Source organism: Alteromonas sp. ABV4_150 (genome assembly GCF_056311745.1).
This window is the reverse complement of the sequence record NZ_CM149971.1, coordinates 3579204-3599048: the sequence shown is the minus strand read 5'-3', so window position 1 is coordinate 3599048 and position 19845 is coordinate 3579204. Positions and strand designations below refer to the sequence as shown.

At 44.0% G+C, this 19845-nt stretch carries 17 protein-coding genes and 1 other RNA gene; 9 read left to right on the top strand and 9 right to left on the bottom strand.

The window, feature by feature from the left end:
* The first annotated feature begins 178 nt into the window (after positions 1-178).
* Together ACYX4M_RS15580 and ACYX4M_RS15575 are read left to right on the top strand one after the other, a co-directional pair.
* On the top strand, positions 179-2149 hold the full coding sequence (locus tag ACYX4M_RS15580) for a BCCT family transporter (protein ID WP_476080797.1): 1971 nt from the start codon (positions 179-181) through the stop codon (positions 2147-2149).
* Between the two features lie 30 nt (positions 2150-2179).
* The gene (locus ACYX4M_RS15575; protein WP_012518305.1) at positions 2180-2656 is read left to right on the top strand and encodes a MarR family winged helix-turn-helix transcriptional regulator; all 477 of its coding nucleotides are present in this window, start codon (positions 2180-2182) and stop codon (positions 2654-2656) included.
* 85 nt (positions 2657-2741) lie between these two features.
* Here ACYX4M_RS15575 and ACYX4M_RS15570 read toward each other — a convergent pair whose 3' ends face one another.
* A complete protein-coding gene (locus tag ACYX4M_RS15570) occupies positions 2742-3089 on the bottom strand; it encodes an RnfH family protein (RefSeq protein ID WP_476080796.1) in 348 nt (115 codons plus the stop codon).
* A complete protein-coding gene (locus ACYX4M_RS15565; protein WP_334058323.1) occupies positions 3086-3517 on the bottom strand; it encodes a type II toxin-antitoxin system RatA family toxin in 432 nt (143 codons plus the stop codon). The genes ACYX4M_RS15570 and ACYX4M_RS15565 overlap by 4 nt, the downstream gene beginning before the upstream one ends.
* Before the next feature lie 145 nt (positions 3518-3662).
* Here ACYX4M_RS15565 and smpB point away from each other — a divergent pair, with 145 nt between their 5' ends.
* The gene (gene smpB, locus ACYX4M_RS15560) at positions 3663-4142 is read left to right on the top strand and encodes an SsrA-binding protein SmpB (RefSeq protein ID WP_179983283.1); all 480 of its coding nucleotides are present in this window, start codon (positions 3663-3665) and stop codon (positions 4140-4142) included.
* Positions 4143-4240: 98 nt separating this feature from the next.
* On the opposite strand, the gene ACYX4M_RS15555 is transcribed toward smpB, so the two are convergent.
* On the bottom strand, positions 4241-5464 hold the full coding sequence (locus ACYX4M_RS15555; protein WP_476080795.1) for an NADH:flavin oxidoreductase/NADH oxidase family protein: 1224 nt from the start codon (positions 5462-5464) through the stop codon (positions 4241-4243).
* 393 nt (positions 5465-5857) lie between these two features.
* Here ACYX4M_RS15555 and ssrA point away from each other — a divergent pair.
* Positions 5858-6217: a transfer-messenger RNA gene (gene ssrA / locus ACYX4M_RS15550) on the top strand.
* Between the two features lie 268 nt (positions 6218-6485).
* On the opposite strand, the gene ACYX4M_RS15545 is transcribed toward ssrA, so the two are convergent.
* Complete coding sequence (locus ACYX4M_RS15545) at positions 6486-7088, bottom strand: thiamine biosynthesis protein ThiC (protein WP_476080794.1); 603 nt, start codon at positions 7086-7088, stop codon at positions 6486-6488.
* 314 nt (positions 7089-7402) lie between these two features.
* Here ACYX4M_RS15545 and ACYX4M_RS15540 point away from each other — a divergent pair, with 314 nt between their 5' ends.
* The 4 genes from ACYX4M_RS15540 to ACYX4M_RS15525 are packed head-to-tail and all read left to right on the top strand — an operon-like array spanning position 7403 to position 13069.
* Positions 7403-8125, top strand: a complete 723-nt coding sequence (locus tag ACYX4M_RS15540; RefSeq protein ID WP_474807110.1) for an ABC transporter ATP-binding protein — start codon at positions 7403-7405, stop codon at positions 8123-8125.
* Positions 8122-9564 (top strand): ABC transporter permease, encoded by a 1443-nt coding sequence (locus ACYX4M_RS15535; protein ID WP_476080793.1) that lies wholly within the window; start codon positions 8122-8124, stop codon positions 9562-9564. The genes ACYX4M_RS15540 and ACYX4M_RS15535 overlap by 4 nt, the downstream gene beginning before the upstream one ends.
* A complete protein-coding gene (locus ACYX4M_RS15530; protein ID WP_476080792.1) occupies positions 9561-10877 on the top strand; it encodes a DUF3526 domain-containing protein in 1317 nt (438 codons plus the stop codon). Before ACYX4M_RS15535 ends, ACYX4M_RS15530 begins: the two co-directional genes overlap by 4 nt.
* Positions 10874-13069 carry a TonB-dependent siderophore receptor gene (locus tag ACYX4M_RS15525; protein ID WP_476080791.1) on the top strand — a complete coding sequence of 732 codons (2196 nt, stop codon included), beginning with the start codon at positions 10874-10876 and terminating at the stop codon, positions 13067-13069. The genes ACYX4M_RS15530 and ACYX4M_RS15525 overlap by 4 nt, the downstream gene beginning before the upstream one ends.
* Before the next feature lie 63 nt (positions 13070-13132).
* On the opposite strand, the gene ACYX4M_RS15520 is transcribed toward ACYX4M_RS15525, so the two are convergent.
* Entirely contained in the window at positions 13133-14092 is a 960-nt protein-coding gene (locus ACYX4M_RS15520; protein WP_476080790.1) for a LysR family transcriptional regulator, read from the bottom strand.
* 188 nt (positions 14093-14280) lie between these two features.
* Here ACYX4M_RS15520 and ACYX4M_RS15515 point away from each other — a divergent pair, with 188 nt between their 5' ends.
* Positions 14281-15111: a DUF4437 domain-containing protein gene (locus tag ACYX4M_RS15515; protein ID WP_476080789.1), complete on the top strand. Its 831-nt coding sequence runs from the start codon at positions 14281-14283 to the stop codon at positions 15109-15111.
* On the opposite strand, the gene ACYX4M_RS15510 is transcribed toward ACYX4M_RS15515, so the two are convergent.
* Genes ACYX4M_RS15510 through ACYX4M_RS15495 form a run of 4 tightly spaced genes read right to left on the bottom strand, consistent with a single transcriptional unit; the run spans position 15089 to position 19643 of the window.
* Positions 15089-15379, bottom strand: coding sequence for a DUF3325 family protein (locus tag ACYX4M_RS15510; protein ID WP_476080788.1), 291 nt, complete (start codon positions 15377-15379; stop codon positions 15089-15091). The two genes, ACYX4M_RS15515 and ACYX4M_RS15510, sit on opposite strands and share 23 nt — an antisense overlap.
* Positions 15379-16950, bottom strand: coding sequence for a PepSY-associated TM helix domain-containing protein (locus ACYX4M_RS15505; RefSeq protein WP_476080787.1), 1572 nt, complete (start codon positions 16948-16950; stop codon positions 15379-15381). The genes ACYX4M_RS15510 and ACYX4M_RS15505 overlap by 1 nt, the downstream gene beginning before the upstream one ends.
* Positions 16951-16970: 20 nt before the next feature.
* Entirely contained in the window at positions 16971-17264 is a 294-nt protein-coding gene (locus tag ACYX4M_RS15500) for a hypothetical protein (RefSeq protein ID WP_476080786.1), read from the bottom strand.
* A 15-nt stretch (positions 17265-17279) separates the two neighbouring features.
* Positions 17280-19643, bottom strand: coding sequence for a TonB-dependent receptor (locus ACYX4M_RS15495; protein ID WP_476082894.1), 2364 nt, complete (start codon positions 19641-19643; stop codon positions 17280-17282).
* Positions 19644-19845 lie beyond the last annotated feature (202 nt).

Here is a 19845-nt window from a genome sequence, read left to right as displayed (position 1 = left end):
AGCACAAAGTCTAATTATGAGAGGTTGTTTTAAAGCCGCGGGCGGCAGGATGTTCAGAAAAATCTAAAATATACATATAGATCGAATTATTTCATCTGATATTTATTAAAAGTGCTCTATGCTGTATATTTCGCCGTAATAACCTAAGTTGAAATAAAAGGTGAAAGGAAATTACTGCGTGATTGAGAACGAAAAGAAATCTCCACTCAATAAACCGGTGTTTTTAACGTCTTCTGCGTTAATCATCTGTTTACTAATCTTCGCTGCCGGCACGCCCGAACTTGCAGACTCGATTTTCCAAAAACTGCAAGATGTGATTGTCTCCAACGGCAGCTGGTTCTACGTACTAACTGTCACGATTATTGTGTTAGCCGTTGTGTATTTGGGCATGTCTCGATATGGCGAAATTAAATTAGGTCCAGACCATGCCACGCCGGAATTTAGTTTTGGTACTTGGCTCAGTATGCTATTTGCTGCTGGCATGGGCATTGGACTAATGTTCTTTGGTGTAGCTGAACCGTTAATGCACTTTATGGCACCACCCACCGCGCAGGCAGAAAGTATAGACGCTGTACGCGAAGCCATGAAAACCACATTTTTCCATTGGGGTATCCACGCTTGGGGTATTTATGCGGTGGTAGCCCTGATACTTGGTTACTTTGCTTACCGACAAAACTTACCCTTAACCCTTCGTTCAGCGCTTTATCCATTAATCGGCGATCGAATATACGGGTGGCCAGGTCACGCGGTAGATATATTTGCTGTAACCTCCACGGTATTTGGTATCTCAACCTCTCTCGGTTTTGGCGCATCGCAAGTTAATGCCGGGTTCAATTATTTGTTTGGTTTGCCGTCTAGCACAGGCGTTCAAATTGGCATAATGGCCTGTGTAGTGGGTCTAGCGGTTATTTCAGTAACCACTGGTTTGGACAAAGGTATTCGTCGTCTCTCAGAGACCAACATGATTTTGGCAATCATTTTATTGTTAATCGTATTATCATTAGGTCCGACGGTATTCTTACTCCAAGCATTTATGCAAAATACTGGGGCATACCTGTCAGACCTTGTGAGAAACACCTTCAATTTATACACCTATGAGAAAACCGACTGGATTGGTGGCTGGACCATCTTCTATTGGGGCTGGTGGTTAGCATGGGCGCCGTTTGTGGGCCTCTTCATAGCCCGTATTTCATTCGGCCGCACTATTCGCGAATTCGTTATGGGGGTTCTGCTCATCCCTTCAGCGTTTACATTGTTCTGGATGACCGTATTTGGAAACGGTGCGATTGACCAAGTTCTGGTACAAGGAAAAGACGTACTTGCCCAAATGGTTAATGAGGACACGTCTGTAGCATTATTTGTGTTCTTGGAACAGTTTCCATTTTCGTCAGTGCTTAGTTTTATTGCCGTACTTATGGTGATTGTGTTCTTTGTAACATCCTGCGATTCCGGCGCTATGGTTGTAGACATGCTGTGCTCTCATGGCTCAAACGATACACCGCTTTGGCAGCGCATTTACTGGGCTGTCGGTGTAGGCATTGTAAGTTCGATACTTCTCTATGCCGGCGGACTTGGTGCACTCCAAACCATGACGATTGCAGCTGCTCTGCCTTTTGCCATTGTGTTACTTATAGCAATTTCAGGGCTGTTGAAAGCGTTAAGGATAGAGTCTTATAAACGCGAAAGCCTGCAAGTAATGGCTGGAACGCCCCTGCATAACGACGCAGACAAAAACTGGAAAGACCGCTTAGAAAATATTGTGACTTTTCCGGATGAAAATGCGGTTCGTCGTTATGTAAATAAAGTTGTAATGCCGGCGCTTACAGAGGTAGGTGATGAATTTAAGTCTCAGCAGTTCAATATCAACATTGAAGATACGGATGAAGCGCTAATTTTAACCGTTGATATGGGTAACGACCCCGAATTCATCTATGCGGTATACCTAGTGCCGACAGAACAGCCGGAATTTGGTCCAAGTGACACACAAGCGCTGGACGAAAACAAAAAGGCAACGTACTATCGCGCCGAGGTTCACCTGAGTGAGGGTGGTCAAAACTATGACATTATGGGTTGGTCGAAAATTTCAGTTATTAATGACGTAATCGATCATTATCATAAACACCAACATTTTATTCATTTGCTTAAGTAACCAGGTGGTTACGCATTTGTTGGAAGTAACATGCGAAAAGAAGAAGAACTATTAGTTGCACTACGGCGCGTTATTCGCGCTGTAGACCTACGCAGCAAGCAGTTAAGTAAACACGTGGGTTTGACAGGCCCACAACTGTTAGTCATGCAAAATATTGAAGAGCGCCCTGGTATTATGGTGCGCGAAATTGCAGAGAATATTAACTTAAGCCCTGCAACCATCACTAATATTTTAGACAGACTAGAGTCTCGCGACTTAGCTACGCGCATCAGAAGTACGCAAGACAAACGAAAAGTAGGCGTGTTCTTAACCGAGCGCGGCAAAGAAGCAGTGGTTGATGCCCCTCGCCCGCTTCAAGAACACTTTGTTGAGCGTTTTTCTCAACTAAAGGAATGGGAGCAAAGCCAAATGGTAGCTACCGTTCAGCGTATTGCTAGCATGATGGATGCTGAAGATATTGATGCCTCACCTTTCTTGGAACTAGGTAGTATTTCAGAAAAAAGCTAATAGCTTCTGTTTTTTCTAAAAAAAATGGCCTTCACTATGAAGGCCATTTTTGTATCTGCAATGAAGGTAACTTGTTCTGTATGAGCTACGACTTCGCTTTCAGCGGGTTTACTTTTCCGCCGGTAATTTTGTCTGCCCTACCTTCTTCTTTAGCTTTTTCAGCACGACGTTTTCGAATTTCTTTAGGGTCGGCAATAAGCGGGCGATAAATTTCAATGCGATCGCCATCGTTAAGCGTATCTCTCAGCTTAACAACCCGACTCCAAATACCTACTTTTGTGGCTTTTAAGTCGATTTCGGGAAACTGTTCGAGCACGTTAGACGCATTAATCGCCTCTTCAACCGTTGCATTTTCATGAATAGCAATATCAATGATGGTTTGCTTAGTAGGCAATGCGAAGGCAACCTCAATATTGATGAGCTTATTACTCATGCGTACACGCTCCGCGCTCTGTCAGTGAAAGCTGTAACCATACTGGTAGCTAGACTGTTAAACACTTTCCCGAATGCCATTTCTGCTAGCTTATTACTGAATTCAAATTCAAGGTTAAGCTCTATCTTACACGCTTCTTCAGAGAGTGCTGAAAATGTCCAACCGCCGGTTAGCGAACGAAACGGCCCGTCTACTAGCTGCATTTGAATACTTTTACCTGGCTCTAGTACGTTATGTGTTGTAAACCATTGTTTGATACCCGCTTTTGCAACTAGCAAAGACGCTTTCATGCTTTGCGCTGAGTTGTCGAGGATTTTACTATCGGTACAGCCTGGTAAAAACTCAGGGTAGGAAGCTACATCGTTGACTAAGTTAAACATGGCTTCTGCGCTATGAGCTACAAGCGCGCTTCTATGAATACTTGGCATTGATCCCACTACAATTAAAACTCTTAGCGGCATTGTATCACAGAAATTTTGTATCGCTTGTATTCGGTTTTGAACCAAATGCCCCAATATAAGATAACAATGACAACTAAAGACATTCCTTTGAACAATCAGTATAATAGCCAGCATGAAAAAGAATAAAGCCAACAAAAACACCTCAGGAAATATCGCGCAGAACAAAAAGGCGCGTCATGACTATTTCCTAGAAGACAAGTTCGAAGCCGGGCTTGAGCTTCAAGGGTGGGAAATTAAAAGTATTCGTGCCGGTAAAGTAAACATTACCGACGCGTACATCATTATCCAAAATGCCGAAGCATATTTGGTAGGTTGTAGAATTAGTCCGCTAAATCAGGCATCTACCCACGTGATTGCTGCACCTGAACGTGCGCGCAAACTGTTGCTTAAAAAGCGTGAGATAGATCGCTTAATGGGTGCACGTGACCGCCAAGGTTATTCAATCGTGGCAACGTCTATGTATTGGAAAAAGTGTTGGGTGAAACTAGAAATTCACCTAGCGAAAGGTAAGCACGCTCACGACAAGCGCGACACTTTGAAAGATAAAGACTGGCAACGCCAAAAAGAAAGAATGATGAAACACAGCGTTTAACGCTGTGTTTTTATTTGTGGTGCTATAAAAAAGTGTGATTTTGGCTGCGTATTAATAAAGCAGCCTTCTGAAAAAATCTTGCCCGAACGGTATTGGCGTTAGCCTACATCTCGTTTGGTCATCTTCTTTCGATGCAGCATATCAAGAACTAGACTCCAAAGCGGCGACGGGTTTCTTAGTGTGGTTAGGTTATTTCCCAGTCGCCTAAGCTGTCGTCGCACCATCGCCATATTCGCAAGACTTGCTAACGATTTATCTTTCCAAGCACAGTGTGGAATAATGCCTGAGTAAGACCATTCTTGCTGCCATTTTTTAGCTAAATCAGGCGTAATGGCAAGCGCGCTGGCTAAACCAACCATGGCACAGCCTTGCTCTATCACTTCTTCTGCCACCTCGGCCCTTTTGATACCGCCTGTGGTCATTAGTGGAATATCGGTTTTACTCACCAACGCCTGTGCAAACTCTAAAAAGTATGCCTCTCTGGCAAGGGTGGTATCATCTCTTGTTTGTCCCTGCATTGCGGGCGCTTCGTAACTACCGCCAGACAGTTCGACCACATCTACACCTAAGGCTTCTAAGCGGTTCACTACTTCACAAGCATCGTCAAAAGAAAAACCGTTCTTTTGAAAATCTGCAGAGTTAAGCTTTACCATAACAATAAAGCTTTTAGCACAAACTGCTCTAACTTGGCTGACTATGTTAATCAATAACCGCGCCCGGTTAATAATAGAACCGCCCCACTCGTCTTGACGCTGATTGGTTAGCGGAGATAAAAATTGTGTAAGCAAATAGCCGTGGGCGGCGTGAATCTCAACTCCATCAAAGCCTGCGTTTTCAGCTTGCTTGGCCGTTTCGACAAAGCGCTTGCATACATCATGAATATCTTTGCAGGTCATTTCTCGGGGCTGAGCAAATAGCTTAGAATGTTTCCCCATATCCAATGGCACAGCAGAAGGCGCAATAGCTTTGCCCTGCATAGCTTTAAATACTTGGCGACCCGGGTGATTAATTTGCATTATGGCTAATGCGCCATTCGACTTAATAATCTTCGCCCACTTTTGAAACGGCGCAATATCGGTATCTTTTTCTAGTGCAACACCACCTGGCCCTGTCATAGCTGCTTTATCAACCATAACGTTACCCGTAATTACCATGCCTAAATTACCATGGGCCCAGTATCGATAAAGTGAATATAAAGACTCACCGGGAATGTTTCCTGTACTGGACATATTTTCTTCCATTGCAGCTTTAACAAGACGGTTTCGCGCTGTTACGCCACACGGCAGGGTATAAGGAGAATACAATATGGAATCTGAAGACATTTACACTACAAGCCTTTTAGTTATGCTGACGTACTTTAATGGTTCTTGCCGTTAAATGCATCATTACATAGGTACTTATTCCTTAAAAATTCTCTAAAAAATTATTAAGCAGATGGCTCGTTTAATCAAAACAGAAAACTATCTTTAAGCTTTCTTACCCTTTATTGGTACAGGCCCTTGAAAACTAATGTTGCTAGCCACATCTCAAAGTTAAGTCGATGATAGACTTGATGTTACAAAGGTAGCTTTGTTTTCTTAGCCCGCATAGTAAGCTTTTGAAAACATAAGTGTTATTTTTGGTTGTTTTATAGCCAAACCCTTAAAATTTAAAGCGTTTTCTAAAAGAAAGCATTTAATGATGTAACATTTGTGCTATTATTGAAAATCACACTCGGGGCTGATTAGGATTCGACAGGATCTAGGAAGCCGGAGGTGCATGCAGAGGAGCGGTTGGCCTCTTAAAAAAGCCGCATTTAAATAGTCGCAAACGACGAAACTTACGCACTAGCCGCTTAATAACCGGTATAGGCCCTTCCACCCTAGTCTCTTCCTGCTAGCGGGGATTCGGAAGGTCATCCAAGTAGGATAGCGAGGGAACCTTGTCTAAGGGTGAACCGCGAAACAGTATTAGGCCAGCTGCAAGGAAATCCTGTTTGTCGGAGTTCCAAGCAGTTAAATAAATGACAAACTAAGCATGTAGTACCAAAGGTAGACATTTTCTGGACGCGGGTTCAAATCCCGCCAGCTCCACCAATTCAATAAATTAAGACGTCCTATGACGTCTTTTTTTATGTCTAAAACTCAGTAACTTCACCTCGACAATAGCCATGATGTGAAAACATGCTATAAAATTCACACGCCCTCTGTAACCCTACTATCGACACAACATTAATCAATTAGAAAAGTCGTTAGCGGCAGGTTAGATACGCTAAACAGCATATCGCTGCTCACGATCCTACCGTCCACTAACATACTCAGACGTTTTACTTGATAGAGTACCTTATTTGAAAGTTGCTAAGCTCTAGTCTGCTTTGCGGTTTAGGCTTATCAAACAGATAGCCAACAACAAGGTTGCAACCATACCTGAGGCGCCAGCTACACCTGATGGTAGAAAGCCATCACGACCAAATATGATTAGTATGGTATTGGCAAACATAGCGACCATGCCAACTATAGCGGTAAGACCACCAATCGTTTTACCACCTTTTACCACGAAGAATAGGCCGAAAACGACGGCTGCTAATCCTAATAACAATTTTGCTGCGTAGTAAATCATGAACGACAAAGACACTACGCCGCCAATTAAAGGTTTAGCGCCTTCTATTGCGCCAGCAACTTGACCGAAGGTTGAAAATAACGTTAGGCCAATACTTACCTGCACTATATTCAGAACGGCGCTAAAAGTAATAGCCGACCAGCCTAGCTGCGCGTTTTTTGCCTGCACCATAGCGGTACTAGCAAAAGCCGCTAGCACGGTAAAAATCGTGGCTTCAAATCCCCAGGCATACTGCCTTGAAAAGCTAATTCCGCTGCTGTAAAGCGCTGTGAAAACAGCCTGTGTTATTGCTAATAGCAGTAATAGTGATGCGGTTGCTTGAATAGTGCGCTTATGAGTAAATTCCATTATAGCTCTCTTTTCTTTTAAATATGTAAGTAGTATTTATTGATGTTGGAGTAAGACAGGTAAAGCACATTAATAATTTCACCCAATTGGGTAAAAATCGCAAATCACCTATAAAGAAGGGAAATTTAACCTACTGAGATAGCCTACTACCAATCGGCAAGTCTTTTTCGTTCAGATCTTCAACACTTTTCTATTTAAGTACTACTTTTCCCTTCGGTTGGTCATTCCACTCTCATTTAAGAGTAAAACGTATTCCCATCTAATTAGTTATATTATAACATTGCCAGCTAATTTCCGTTACAGCACGTTATACAATGCAAACAAATTCAGTAATATGCGCAGATGCGCTGACCGTGCGCGTTGAAAACCGCACGCTTTTAGACAATCTAAACTTCAATGTTGGTAAGGGCGAAGTTTTTGCGCTTTTAGGCGGAAACGGTGCCGGTAAATCAACTACGCTTAAAACCTTTTTAGGTTTGATGAAAGCAAGCAGTGGTAGCGCTACTGTGTTGGGCCACAACGCCACTACTCATCCTAACGATGTTCAAAAGTCTGTCGCTTATTTACCTGAATCTGTAACGCTTTATGGTCACCTTTCTGGTCTGGAAAATATCCGTTACTTTCTTTCGGTTGCTGGTGTAGAAAAATCAGACGACGACATTTTTGCAGCACTTCGCAAAGTGGCGCTTCAAGAAGATTCATGGAACAAGGCGTTATCAAACTACTCGAAAGGTATGCGTCAGAAAACCGCAATTGCGCTTGCTTTGTTGCGTAATGCCCCTGTGCTGTTTTTAGATGAGCCCACATCAGGCCTAGACCCTGCCGCTATTGACGAGTTTAATGCGTTGGTTTCTGAGCTAGCAGCCAACGGCGCTACCATTTTTATGGTAACCCACGACGTGTATGGTGCTTGCCAAGTTGCTCACCGTATTGTGCTTTTAAGCAACGGTAAGCTAACCGGCTCCTTCGAGCGTGTTGGCGATACGCCTATTGATACTGAAGCGGTACACGCAGCATTTGCAGGGCGCAAAGCATGATTTTTAGTGTAGCAAAAACCATTTGTGCAGATCAGTGGCGCTATTGGCTGCGCACTAAAGTGGCCGCAACGGTACTGTTGCTAGGGGCCATACTGACCCTGGCAGCCGTAGTTGTAAATGCATTTCACATTGAAGAGGCTGCGCACGCTAGAGACCACCTTCAAACTGAAGCAGAAGAACGCTTTAAAGCGCAACCTGATAAGCACCCTCACCGCATGGTGCATTACGGTCACTATGTCTTTCGTTCCCCTACTCCATTAAGCGTTATAGAACCTGGGGTAGACACCTACACGGGTAACGCTATTTTTTTAGAAGGGCATCGACAAAATAGCGCCATGTTCGCAGAGCAGCGACAATCGGCCGGGCTTACCCGTTTTAGTAGCTTAACCCCTAGCTTCCTTGCGTTAGTACTCGCGCCTTTGTTTATTATTCTTATTGGTTACGGCAGCGTATCGCGAGAGCGCGAGGCCGGAACACTTACTTTGTTATTGTCGCAAGGTACTACGCGCTGGCAGTTAATGTTAGGAAAACTCTTAGCGCTCATTACAGCTAGCGGGTTGTTCTTACTCCCTTTGCTTCTGGCCTGCTTATATGTCGCTTTTTCAAGCGAAAGTCCGTTAGTAGTGCTGCTATTTTGCTTAAGTTACGCCGTTTACTTCTTGCTATGGGCTACGGTTGTAACGGCGTGTTCAGCGTTATTTGAAAAAAGTAGCGTTAGCTTCACCATGCTTATTGTTATTTGGATGGCTGCGTGTGTGTTACTTCCTCGCTTGGGAAGCAGCGTAGCAACGAATGCAGCCCCTTCTATTGGCAAGCTTGAAGCAGACTTTAAAGTAGAAGAAAAGCTTCGTAGTTTGGGCGATGGTCACGACGTTAACGACCCTGCATTTAAAAAGCTAAAAGAAGATTTATTAGCAAAATATAATGTAGATTCCGTAGACGACCTTCCTGTTAATTTCCGCGGTGTTGTTGCTCAGTACTCAGAAGGCAGACAGGCAAAAGTGCTGAATGAATTTGCCGAAAATAGAATGGGTGAAGAACTAGAACAAGCACATATTGCACGTCAGTTTGGCTGGCTATCGCCTACTGTTGCCGTTCGCGCAATCTCTACAATATTAGCGGGTACCAGCCTTGAAACCCATCATCGTTTTTTACGAGAGGCAGAGGCTCTACGCCTTGAATTCGTGCAAGGGCTAAATAAAGTGCATGTTGAAAAGCTGGATTACAAACTCGACATGAACCGCAACGCAAGCGAAGAAGCGGCTGATAAAGCTGTCGTGGGTGCTGACAATTGGGCATTGCTTTCAGAATTTAATTTTAAGCCAGAGGCAGCAAACACTCGCATTTCAAACGCGCTTATCTATTTTCTACAACTGTTGGTTTGGGTGTGCATTACCGCCTTGCTTTTAAAAGCGGCTGTTAGGAGGTTAAACCCATGATGCGTTTTACCGATCTTAAACGTGAAGCTAATTTTGTTTTTGGTCACCGCCAAATAAAACTCACGTTATTAGTCGTATTTCTTTTAAGCGCGGTGTCTTTGTGGTCAGGTCATGCAGAAATGCAGGAACAACAAGCCACTATTGAACGCTTATTAGAAAAAGACCAAATAGAGCGTGAAGCCGTTATCACCCACCAGTCTAACTTCGGCATGGTTGCTTATTACGCGTTTCACCTTACTTATGCGCCCCCTTCCCCACTGGCTTTTGCTGCCGTAGGCGAAAGAGATGTATTTCCTTGGAAGCACCGTATACGCATGCTTGCATTAGAAGGGCAAATTTATGAAAGCGATACAGATAATCCAGAGCTTGCGTTTTTAGGGCGTTTCGATTTTGCCTTTGTGACCAGCGTATTGCTGCCATTATTTATCATATTGCTACTTTACGATTTAAAAGCAAAAGAAAGGGAAGCCCGCCGCTTCGATTTACTCAATGTAACCTCGCGCAATGCCCATGCGATATGGACATCACGAGTATTAGTTACCTTAGTGCCTTTGGCACTTGTTACGCTTGCTCCGTTTGTTGTATTCGGGTTTATTAACGGGGCATCTTTGTTCTCTATATTAACCGTTTGCGCGATAGTAATAGGTAACATTGCGTTATGGAGTGCCATTGTTCTTGCGATTGGCGCAGCAAAACGTTTTGCAAATTTCAGTGCAACTCATCTTGCCTCTATTATGCTAGGCGTTTGGCTTGTGACTACTGTTATTGTGCCCGTAACCGCACACACAGTAATTAATGCAGTGGTTGAAACACCTGAAGGCGGCGACATTGTGCTTACCCAACGTGAAGCGGTAAATAGTGCGTGGGATAAGCCCGTTGAAGACACATGGCATGCATTTTTAGCCACTCACCCTCAGTGGGCCGATTACACAGAATTTGACCCTGAACGAGATAGCTCATTTAATTGGAAATGGTACTACGCATTTCAACAAGTGGGCGGCCAAACGGCTAGCGAGTTGTCGAAGGGCTACCAGGCTGCCACGCTTCAAAAGGATTCCATTGCTAGTTACGTAGCCTTGCTTTCTCCTTCATTGCTTACACAACGTTTATTATCAAGTGCCGCTGATACTAGTGTAAGCGCGATGGTGGGCTATGAAAATGATGTACGCGCTTTTCATAAGGCGCTACGAAAATTCTATTATTACCACCTTTTTAAAGACCCTGAATTTTCTCAGGAAAGCTTTGAAGCTCTACCGCAATTTACACCAAACACTAAAACCTCACACGAGAAACGCACAGGAAAAGAAGAATGAAAACTTATTGGGTTAAATCTTCACTTGCAGCCACTATATCAGCTTTATTAAGCACGTCGGCTTTAGCACAAAGCGATAACAGCCAAAGTGAAGCTGATGTTGAAAAAATAACCGTGCACGGTATGCACCGCGCGTATCAAGGGGCTTTCGAATACAAAGAAGTACCTGCAGCTGCCCAAGATATAGATTTAGGGCTACTGAACGATGCTGGTGCTATTAATTTGAATGACGCACTAGATCTGTCGGCATCTGTAGCACGTCAAAACAATTTTGGCGGTCTTTGGAATAGCTTTGCAATTCGTGGCTTTTCTGGTGACGAAAACTTACCAAGTGGCTTTCTGGTAAACGGCTTTAACGCAGGTCGTGGTTTTGGCGGGCCTCGTGACCTTTCTGGTATCGATCATGTTGAAGTATTGAAAGGCCCGAAAGCAGCACTTTTTGGCCGTGGTGAACCAGGTGGCGCGATTAATCTGGTCACTAAACGCCCTCAGTTTCGTGAAGGTGGAGAAGTTAAAGCCACTTATGGAAGCTGGGAGCAAATGCGTGTTGAGGCTGACGTACAAACCGTTGCAGGCGCGTCTGAGAACGTTGGCGTACGCTTAGTTGGCTTTTACGAAGACGCGGAAAGCTTCCGCGATACAGTAGAAACTGAACGTTTCGGATTTTATCCATCGGTAACCTGGGAAGCATCGGCAGATACGACCGTGACTTACGAACTAGAGTACACCGAACAAAAAATTCCGTTTGATCGCGGCGTAGTTGCTATTGACGGCGAATTAGGCCATCAGCCTATTGAGACCTTTACTGGCGATCCGAATGGCGACACTATCGATACCGAGGTGGTTGGTCATCAAATAGAGATTTCCCATAAACTTGCTGACGACTGGAACCTACTTTTGGGCGCTGGCTTGCGCGATACCAATTTCGAGGGTAATGCATTAGAAAACAACTTTGGTGGTCGTCAAACGCTATTTATCGACCCTAATCAAGCCTTGCTATCGCGCTTCAAACGTTACCGTAATTTTGAGACAGATTACTTTGTTTTACGAGGCGAAATAGCGGGTGAATTCGATACTGGGTCACTAACACATCGCGTGATTATCGGTGCTGACTACGACAAATTTGAAAATGATCAGATTATTCTGCGCTATCGCCCGCCATTCTTTTCAAGCGACACTGATATTAATGACTTAGACTTAGATCAATACTTGGTTGTTGATATCTTTAATCCAGATTACTCATCACTTCCAGATGTGGAGTTGTCTGACAACTTGGACCGTTTTGAAGTTCAGGAAGCCTGGGGGATCTACTTCCAAGACCAAATCAATATAACAGATAATTTCCAAATTAGGCTGGGCGGCCGCTTCGATAAGTTCGAGCAGGAAATTGATAACCGCTTAGCGTCTCCTGTAAGTACTACATCACAGGACGACACGCGCTTCTCTCCACAAGTGGGAGCTGTTTACTTGTTTGATGACACCACGAGTGTGTACGCAACCTACGGTGAAGGATTCCGTCAGCTAACAGGTTCAGACTTTGCAGGTAACCCTTTCGAGCCGAACGAATCAGAATCTGCTGAAATTGGCCTTAAAACCGACTTAACGTCTATGTTTGATAATGTGCGAGGAGACATTACCTTTGCCGTGTTCAACATAGAACAGAGTAATATCCTAGTATTTGACGATCGCCCAGAAGCGTCTGATGGCTTCTTCCTCACCCCTGCTGGCGAAGCGCGCAGCCGTGGTGTTGAATTAGACATTAATGCTGAATTTGAAAATGATATTTCGCTTTGGGTTTCTTACACCTTTGTTAATGCTGAAAGTACAAACGATGCGGCGGATGCTAACTTTGTTGCAGCCATTGAATCTGGCGACCCTTTAATTAACGTTCCAGAGAATCAATTGAGCATACAGTTAAGCAAAGGACTTACATTTGCTGATATGCCAGTGCGTATCGGTTCAGGCCTGTTGTATGTAGATGAGCGTTTAGGTCAAACTGCTACCGACTTCTATTTACCAAGCTACACCACGGTTCGTGCGTTTGCTGAAATAGAGCCTGTAGAGAACTTGTCGATTAAAGTTGCAGTAGATAACCTGTTTGATGAAGAGTTTTATACTAACTCTTTCGCAGATGTGTGGGTTGAACCTGGTACACCTCAGCGATTTAGGCTTACCGCCTCCTATCGCTTTTAAAATTAAAGGAGAGGCTTTTTAAAGCCTCTCCTTTAATGATTTTCAGATGTTGTTTTCACTGAATTAGCCGTTGTCACACGGCGGCCATTCATTCTCTTTTATTATTTGATTTCGAATAAGACGTTGACGCTTATTTTCAATAACCTGTTTTAATTCATCTCTAATTAATCTTACCGCTGGCGTAATAAGATGTCGGCTAGGCAGCATGAGCCACATTTCAGTTAGCGGTACGTGGTAACCAGTCAAAATACGCTGCAGTTTTCCGCTCAGTAGGTCCCCCGCTACGTCTATACAAGATTTTTTGGCAATCCCTTCTCCATCTACGCACCAGCGCCGAACAATATCTCCGTCATTCACAGCCCGATTACTATTCACTTTCACTTTGACGCTCTTGCCCTCCTTGATAAGTACCCACGTATTGTGAGTTTGGTCGTAAAGCTTATAAAGCAGTGCGTTGTGCTGCGCCAAATCAGTCAGAGTTGTTGGCTCACCATTTCTTTCTAAATAATTAGGAGACGCGCAAATCACATGCGCAATATTGCACACTTTAAAACCATACATCTGCGATTCTTTAACCGCTTCTTTTGTCATGGCTCTAAGTGCTATATCTACACCATCGCGGTAGAAGTCCACCCGACTGTCGCTCACATGTAATCGCAATGAAAGTTCTGGGTTTTCGCGCTGCACTTTATTTAGCAGTTCACGCATTAAGTTGCGACCCATTTCCGAAGACATCGCCATGCGAAGCTCACCGTTAACGCTTTGCTTCTGCTCTGTTACTAAAGCAAGGCCCTGCTGTAAGGTGTCGAGTGCCTGCTTTGCCAAAGGCAAATACTGCTCTCCTTCAGGTGACAATCGAATTTTGCGTGTACTTCGCACAAATAGCGCTACGCCAAGCTGCTCTTCTAAACGTTTAACCGCCATACTTGCAGCAGATGAGCTAATATCAAGCTTTATCGCAGCAGTGGTTATTGAGCCCACTTCAGCCACCTTTACGAACACAGATAGGTCTTCGGTTTTCATACTTCCCTCAACGTTTATTTCACTCTTTTGATTTCAAGGCAATAGAGAAAAAGCAAAATGGATCACCTCTATTATCCACATTTTCAGGAAAGTCTTTATTGATTTTGGTCGTTTATGAGACTTATTCGAAATAATAGACTGTGCCTGTCTGTTAAATAAAGCCTACAACCAACAATTAGGAGGTTTGAATGAAATCAACGAACCGAAACAAACTGACAATAGCATCGCTATTATTGAGCACCTGTTTTCTTCTTGTACCTGGCGCACACGCACAAGACAAAGTTATTGCAGCTAAAGATGTCGAATGGGGTTACTTGAACCCAGCCCGTGGTGACAAAAGCCCAGGCGCAGCCGACCTGTGGGGTGATAGAACAAAAGACACAGCCACCGGTATGCTGGTTCGTTTTAACAAAGGCTTTGAGTCGCCACCACACATTCACAACATTACCTATCGCGGCATTGTTATTGAAGGTGAAATGCACAATGACGACCCAAGTGCCGCTAAAATGTGGATGCCAACAGGTTCGTTTTGGACTCAACCTGCGGGCGAAGATCACACTACAGCAGCAAACGACAAAACCAACCTGATTTACTTGGAAATTGATGAGGGTCCGTATTTAGTTAAACCGTCAAAAGAACATTTCGACAATGGAGAACGCCCGGTTAATTTGCACATCGATAACATGGTATGGCTGCAAAAGAGTGACTTGGTCAACATTGCGGCTGACGGCGTATCCGCCACCTATCTATGGGGCGATACCAATAGTGTTTACGGTACTTTAGTTAAACTGCCAAGTGGCTTTGAAGGTTCTATAACATCTAACGGTGATGAATTTAAAGCCGTAGTAATAAAGGGCAGCCTAAACTATAAGCAAGATAGCAACGCTGAAGCGCTCGCTCTTGATGCGGGAAGCTATATTGAATCATCTACGCCAGCAACACACGAAGTCCGTAACGCGAGTGATGCTGACGCCATCGTTTATGTCAGAAGCTCATCTAAGTATAAAGTAAAGAACTGAAGTACACGGCAATAATCAGGAGGGCTGCACTTAATGTGCAGCACCACCAAACTATCGCAATACTGGTGATTTCGATACTCGTCAAGGCCAGGTATAAGGATGCAATATGTAGCGTCCAGCCTAAAAACTTGGTAAAGGATGAAGAGGGTAATATTCGTAACACCCGCGCTAATATCCTACTCTTGCCTGCCTGCTTAGCGTGTTTATTCATTGCTAACATCAAACACAAGAAGCCTAACAGTTGTAGTGTAAAAACCAGCGTTATCATTACTGCTCCTTATTTATGTAAGGGCTAGGCGCAGAGCTTTTTGTGGTCATTTCCCTATTCGTAAAACGTTGGCCTATCCTTTTTGCTGCCCAAAGCAAGATGATACCTGAAACGAAAAATACAGGAAGGAAGCTTAAATAAACGCTATCCAAATATTCGATACTGTTTGCTATTCGGTCTCTAAATAACACGAGTTCTATAGCAACGGTGACAAAACAAAGCCCGCTTGCTAGCGCGAACTGCTCCTTCCAAGCAACAGCAGCTTTTGCACGCCAAAATGCGTGAACAGCACTTAATGCCCACACAGTAAAAAATGTGTTTACTTCTAATTGGGCGCGACCTGCAACATCGTGCCCTATCAACTTGTTAGCAATAAAAAACGAAACGCTGGCCAATATTAAGCCAGCAACAGCTGTCACATTGCCTTTTTCCGCAAGCGCCAACGTAAACGGGTTTTGCTTAACGCTTTTTTTCCGCTGAGTGACCCAAATGATATTGCCAGTGGCAATAAGCGCGCAGCCTAAAATACCTAATCCAAATAGCAACCATCGCATGCCAATAGGGGCAAAGTTTGCCTGATGAAGCCCGTATAGAATACGTCGTATTTGAGCTGGAACCGTTTCATCATCGTAACCTTTGAGAGATTTACCTGTATAGGTCTCAAAAACTAAACGGTCTGCACGGTTTGATACTGTTGTGGCCTTGCTACGCTCTACAATCATTCGGCTATTTTTATACCCTACGCCTTCAACGGTAATTCTTGCTATTGGGTTGGGCTCGCGCCACTGGTTAGCAATTTTTTCTAGTATAGGCGTATAGTTTGGCACAGGGGGCGGCGCAGGAAGCGACACGTTTAACAAATGATCGTTACCAATAACTTTTTCATCTGGCGGCAGGCTCGGCAGTGAAGGAATAATCTGGCTGTTTACGCCTCGCTCTCCCCGCTCGAAGTTAGCATTAGCGGTATAGGGCAAATACATAATCGCGTAAATGAAAATACCGCTTAGGCAAATCATAATACAAAAGGGAATAGTGAGAATACCGGCTAAGGCATGAAAGTCGGTGGTCCACTTTTTTAGTTTTTGAGGGCGAAGCGTGAAAAAGTCTTTAAAAAACCTGCGATGTGTATAAATACCGGTAAAAATAGCAAGCAACATTGCCATTGCAGCAATGCCGGCAATGTATCGCCCGCCATAGCCTCGAAGTTGCAATGTGTAGTGAAAATTTCTAAAAAACAAGCCGCCTTTTGTTTCTGTTTCATTTTCTCTTGCAGCGAGTTGATTATTGAACGTCACGGTTTGCCTTTGCTTACCCTCACGCCATTGCACACTCCATAGTGCAGAACGCTCTGAAGGCAAGGCTATTCGCCACTGGTCAGCTTCACCTGCATGTTTATTTAAATAAATAAAAGAATGGGCGATCATCGACTGCTGACTTTGAGAAATGGTTCCTCGTTCAGGCATCAGGTAGCGCGTTATTTCCGGTGTAAAATAGCTTAACGTGCCAGTGAAAAATATGGCGAAAAGCAACCAGCCGAGTATCACACCTAAATAGGTGTGCAACCAAATCATACTCTTTCTGAATGTAGCTTTCATAATGGTGTGCTTAAAGGTGAAACTAACGGAAGCGCCACGGCGAGTATGCTAATAAAAGCAATTAAAGACGCGCACCACTTCGCCGTATGCTTAATAGCAAAGCTTGCGATAAATACAGCAAAAAATACAAAGTAGCTAGCCATACTGCCACTTAGTATTGCCACGCCCTCTTGCTGGTTTAATGTATTGAAAAATATAAAAGCGAAGTAAAAGCTTATTAGCGCAGAAACGGCATAGCCGCCCAGAATGGCGGCTATGCTACGCAGCGCAACGTCTACGTTGTTATTCAATGTGCTTACTCTTTTTTAGAAGCGATATGCAACTGAAAGTTTCGCATTACGCTCTTCGCCAGGCAAACCACCTAGGTACATAGCACTGCTGTAGTAGTCTTTGTTGTCCAGGTTACGTAGGTTAAGCTGTACGTCCCAGTCGTCCGATACATAGCTAACTGCCGCATCCCATACTGTGTATGAGTCTACGAATGCGTAGTCTACGCCAAATGCCGATGCTGAGATGGTACGCTCGTCTTCATAGGTTACACCAACGCTGAACTTAACCGGCGCAGGTAGCGCTTCAAAGCTATGGCTATAGGTTAGCCAAGTACTTGCGAACTTTTCAGCAATTCCCTTCGTCTGTTCTTCATCAGTGTTCGATGCATATGCGCCAGGTTCAGTACGCGGCTCTTGATAAGTACCGTTTGCATTAAGTGACCACTGCTCATTAATATCGAAGTTAATATCGACTTCAACACCCGTAGTGCGGTCTTGCTCGTCGTAATAGAACTCTGGTACATCAATATTGTAAGACGGATCTTCAATATTATCTTCATACAGTGGATTGGTGTACTGAAGGTTTGTACGCGCTGTATCAAACACAACCACAGAGCCAATGACCTGTTCATTTAGCGCAGTAAAGCGCACGCCTAAATCCCACGATTCTGATTCAGAGTCAGGTCGGTTGTTTTCTTCTGATAGAGAACCAAGTGTGCTGTACGCAGTGCGACCTTTTGAGTGGTTAATGAAAGTACTTAGGCTGTCGCTATACATGTAGGTTAAGCCTAGGTTGTAGGTGAAACCATCATCGTTTGCATCGTACTCTGGGTTACCATCGCTAAATTGGTTCTGATAGGTTTGCTTTACGCCACCGTATGCACCACCAATACGTGCAGTAAAGTTATCATTCAAATACAGAACTTCTTGGAAGCTAACGCCCCAGCTAGATACCTCTTTGTCGTACTTGCTACGAAGCGCTGGGTTATAGTCCTCAAATGTGCCGGTGGGCCAATTTGGGTTACGAATATCTAAGATGTAAGGCACAGCATCGCTTCGTGTGTCGTCTGCATCCCAAATAGACCATTGGGTATATTCCACATCCATATTTTCGTAGTTAGCACTGAATAGATGTTCACCACGAATATCCCCTAGCGACCAAGTATTTGTAAGGTCGATAAAGTATTGCCACACACTTTCTTGTGCTTCAACTTTACGGTATTCCTGTCGACGTGCTGCATATGGGTACAATACATCGTCAACAACAAGCGGCGCTCGCGGCTCTAGGTTAGTCGTTCCGTTTCTGTCTACGTAAACATAGTTAAACGCGCTGGTTTGACGAATATACTCTGTTTCGTAGGTACGGTATTGTAGTTGCTGAGTTAAAGACCAATCGTCGTTAATTACTAAGTCTTGACGAAGCTTCACGCGGAACTCTTCACCTTCATTAGGACGTGAAATTGGTGAGATAAGGCTAGTATCACCCAAGTCAAAAGGCTGAACCCCATCGGTAGAAACTAGCGAAGCAGCTAATTCATCACGCTGAGCATCGGTAAGCTGTAAACCACCTGACTCTGCAGTATCGTTAACTAAGTCTGCGCCAGTTAAGCTACCTGCATCGGTATCAAACATGGTTAAGTCGATTAGACGAACCGGATGACCTACCGAATCAATTTGAACTGCGTCGTCAATATATGCGGCAGACAATAGAAACTGGTTATCACTTGATGCGACGTATTTAAGAGATGTGTAAAGCTCGCTTCGCTCATCGCTAAGCCCGCGATAGCCGTCAGATTGTTCACGGTTTGCTACAACGCGATAAGCAAGGTCCTTATTTATTGCACCTGTTGCGTCAGCCATTATTGAATAGCTATCCCAACTACCTATAGATGCTTTAACCTCATAGGCCTCTTGGAACTGCGGCTTCTTCTCAATAAGGTTGATAATACCACCCGCTTCGCCCATGCCGTATAGGCCAGTAGCTGGGCCTTTAAGCACTTCAATACTTTCAATATTAGTCATTGAGCGGGTTGGGTTATAGCTGTTGCCCAAGTCAGCACCAGCGTAAATGCCGTCAAAAGTGTAGTTAACACCAAGGCCGCGAATCGCTAAATTATCACCTACACCGTAATTGTTTCCATCTTGGCTCAAGCCACTGATGTTGCGAATACTTTCTTGCAGCGTATCAACACCCTGCTCTCTTAGTAAAGTACCGTCAACAACAACGATAGCCGCTGGCGTTTCCATTAAGCTCATATTCGATTTAGTGGCCGTACCCGACTCTAAAATAAGTCGATTGTGGCGACCGTAAACAGTAATGACGTCTAAATTCTCTTCTGAACTCTTTGCTTGCTGATCTACAGTCGTTTCAGCATTGGTGTCTTGCGCCAGTGCCGACATGGCAGTAACTGTAGACGTTACAGATAAAAGAGAAAGAAGAATTGCATTAGCAACTTTACTTTTTTTGTGTGAAGTGTGGTTCATTTTCCGCCCAAACCTAAATGATAATAGTTATCGCTTTTAATTAGGGCGCGAATGTTAAGGGGGGAGGTTTAGTAAATCAATATAAAAATAGACTTTAGTTCAATTTTTCTTAAAAAAT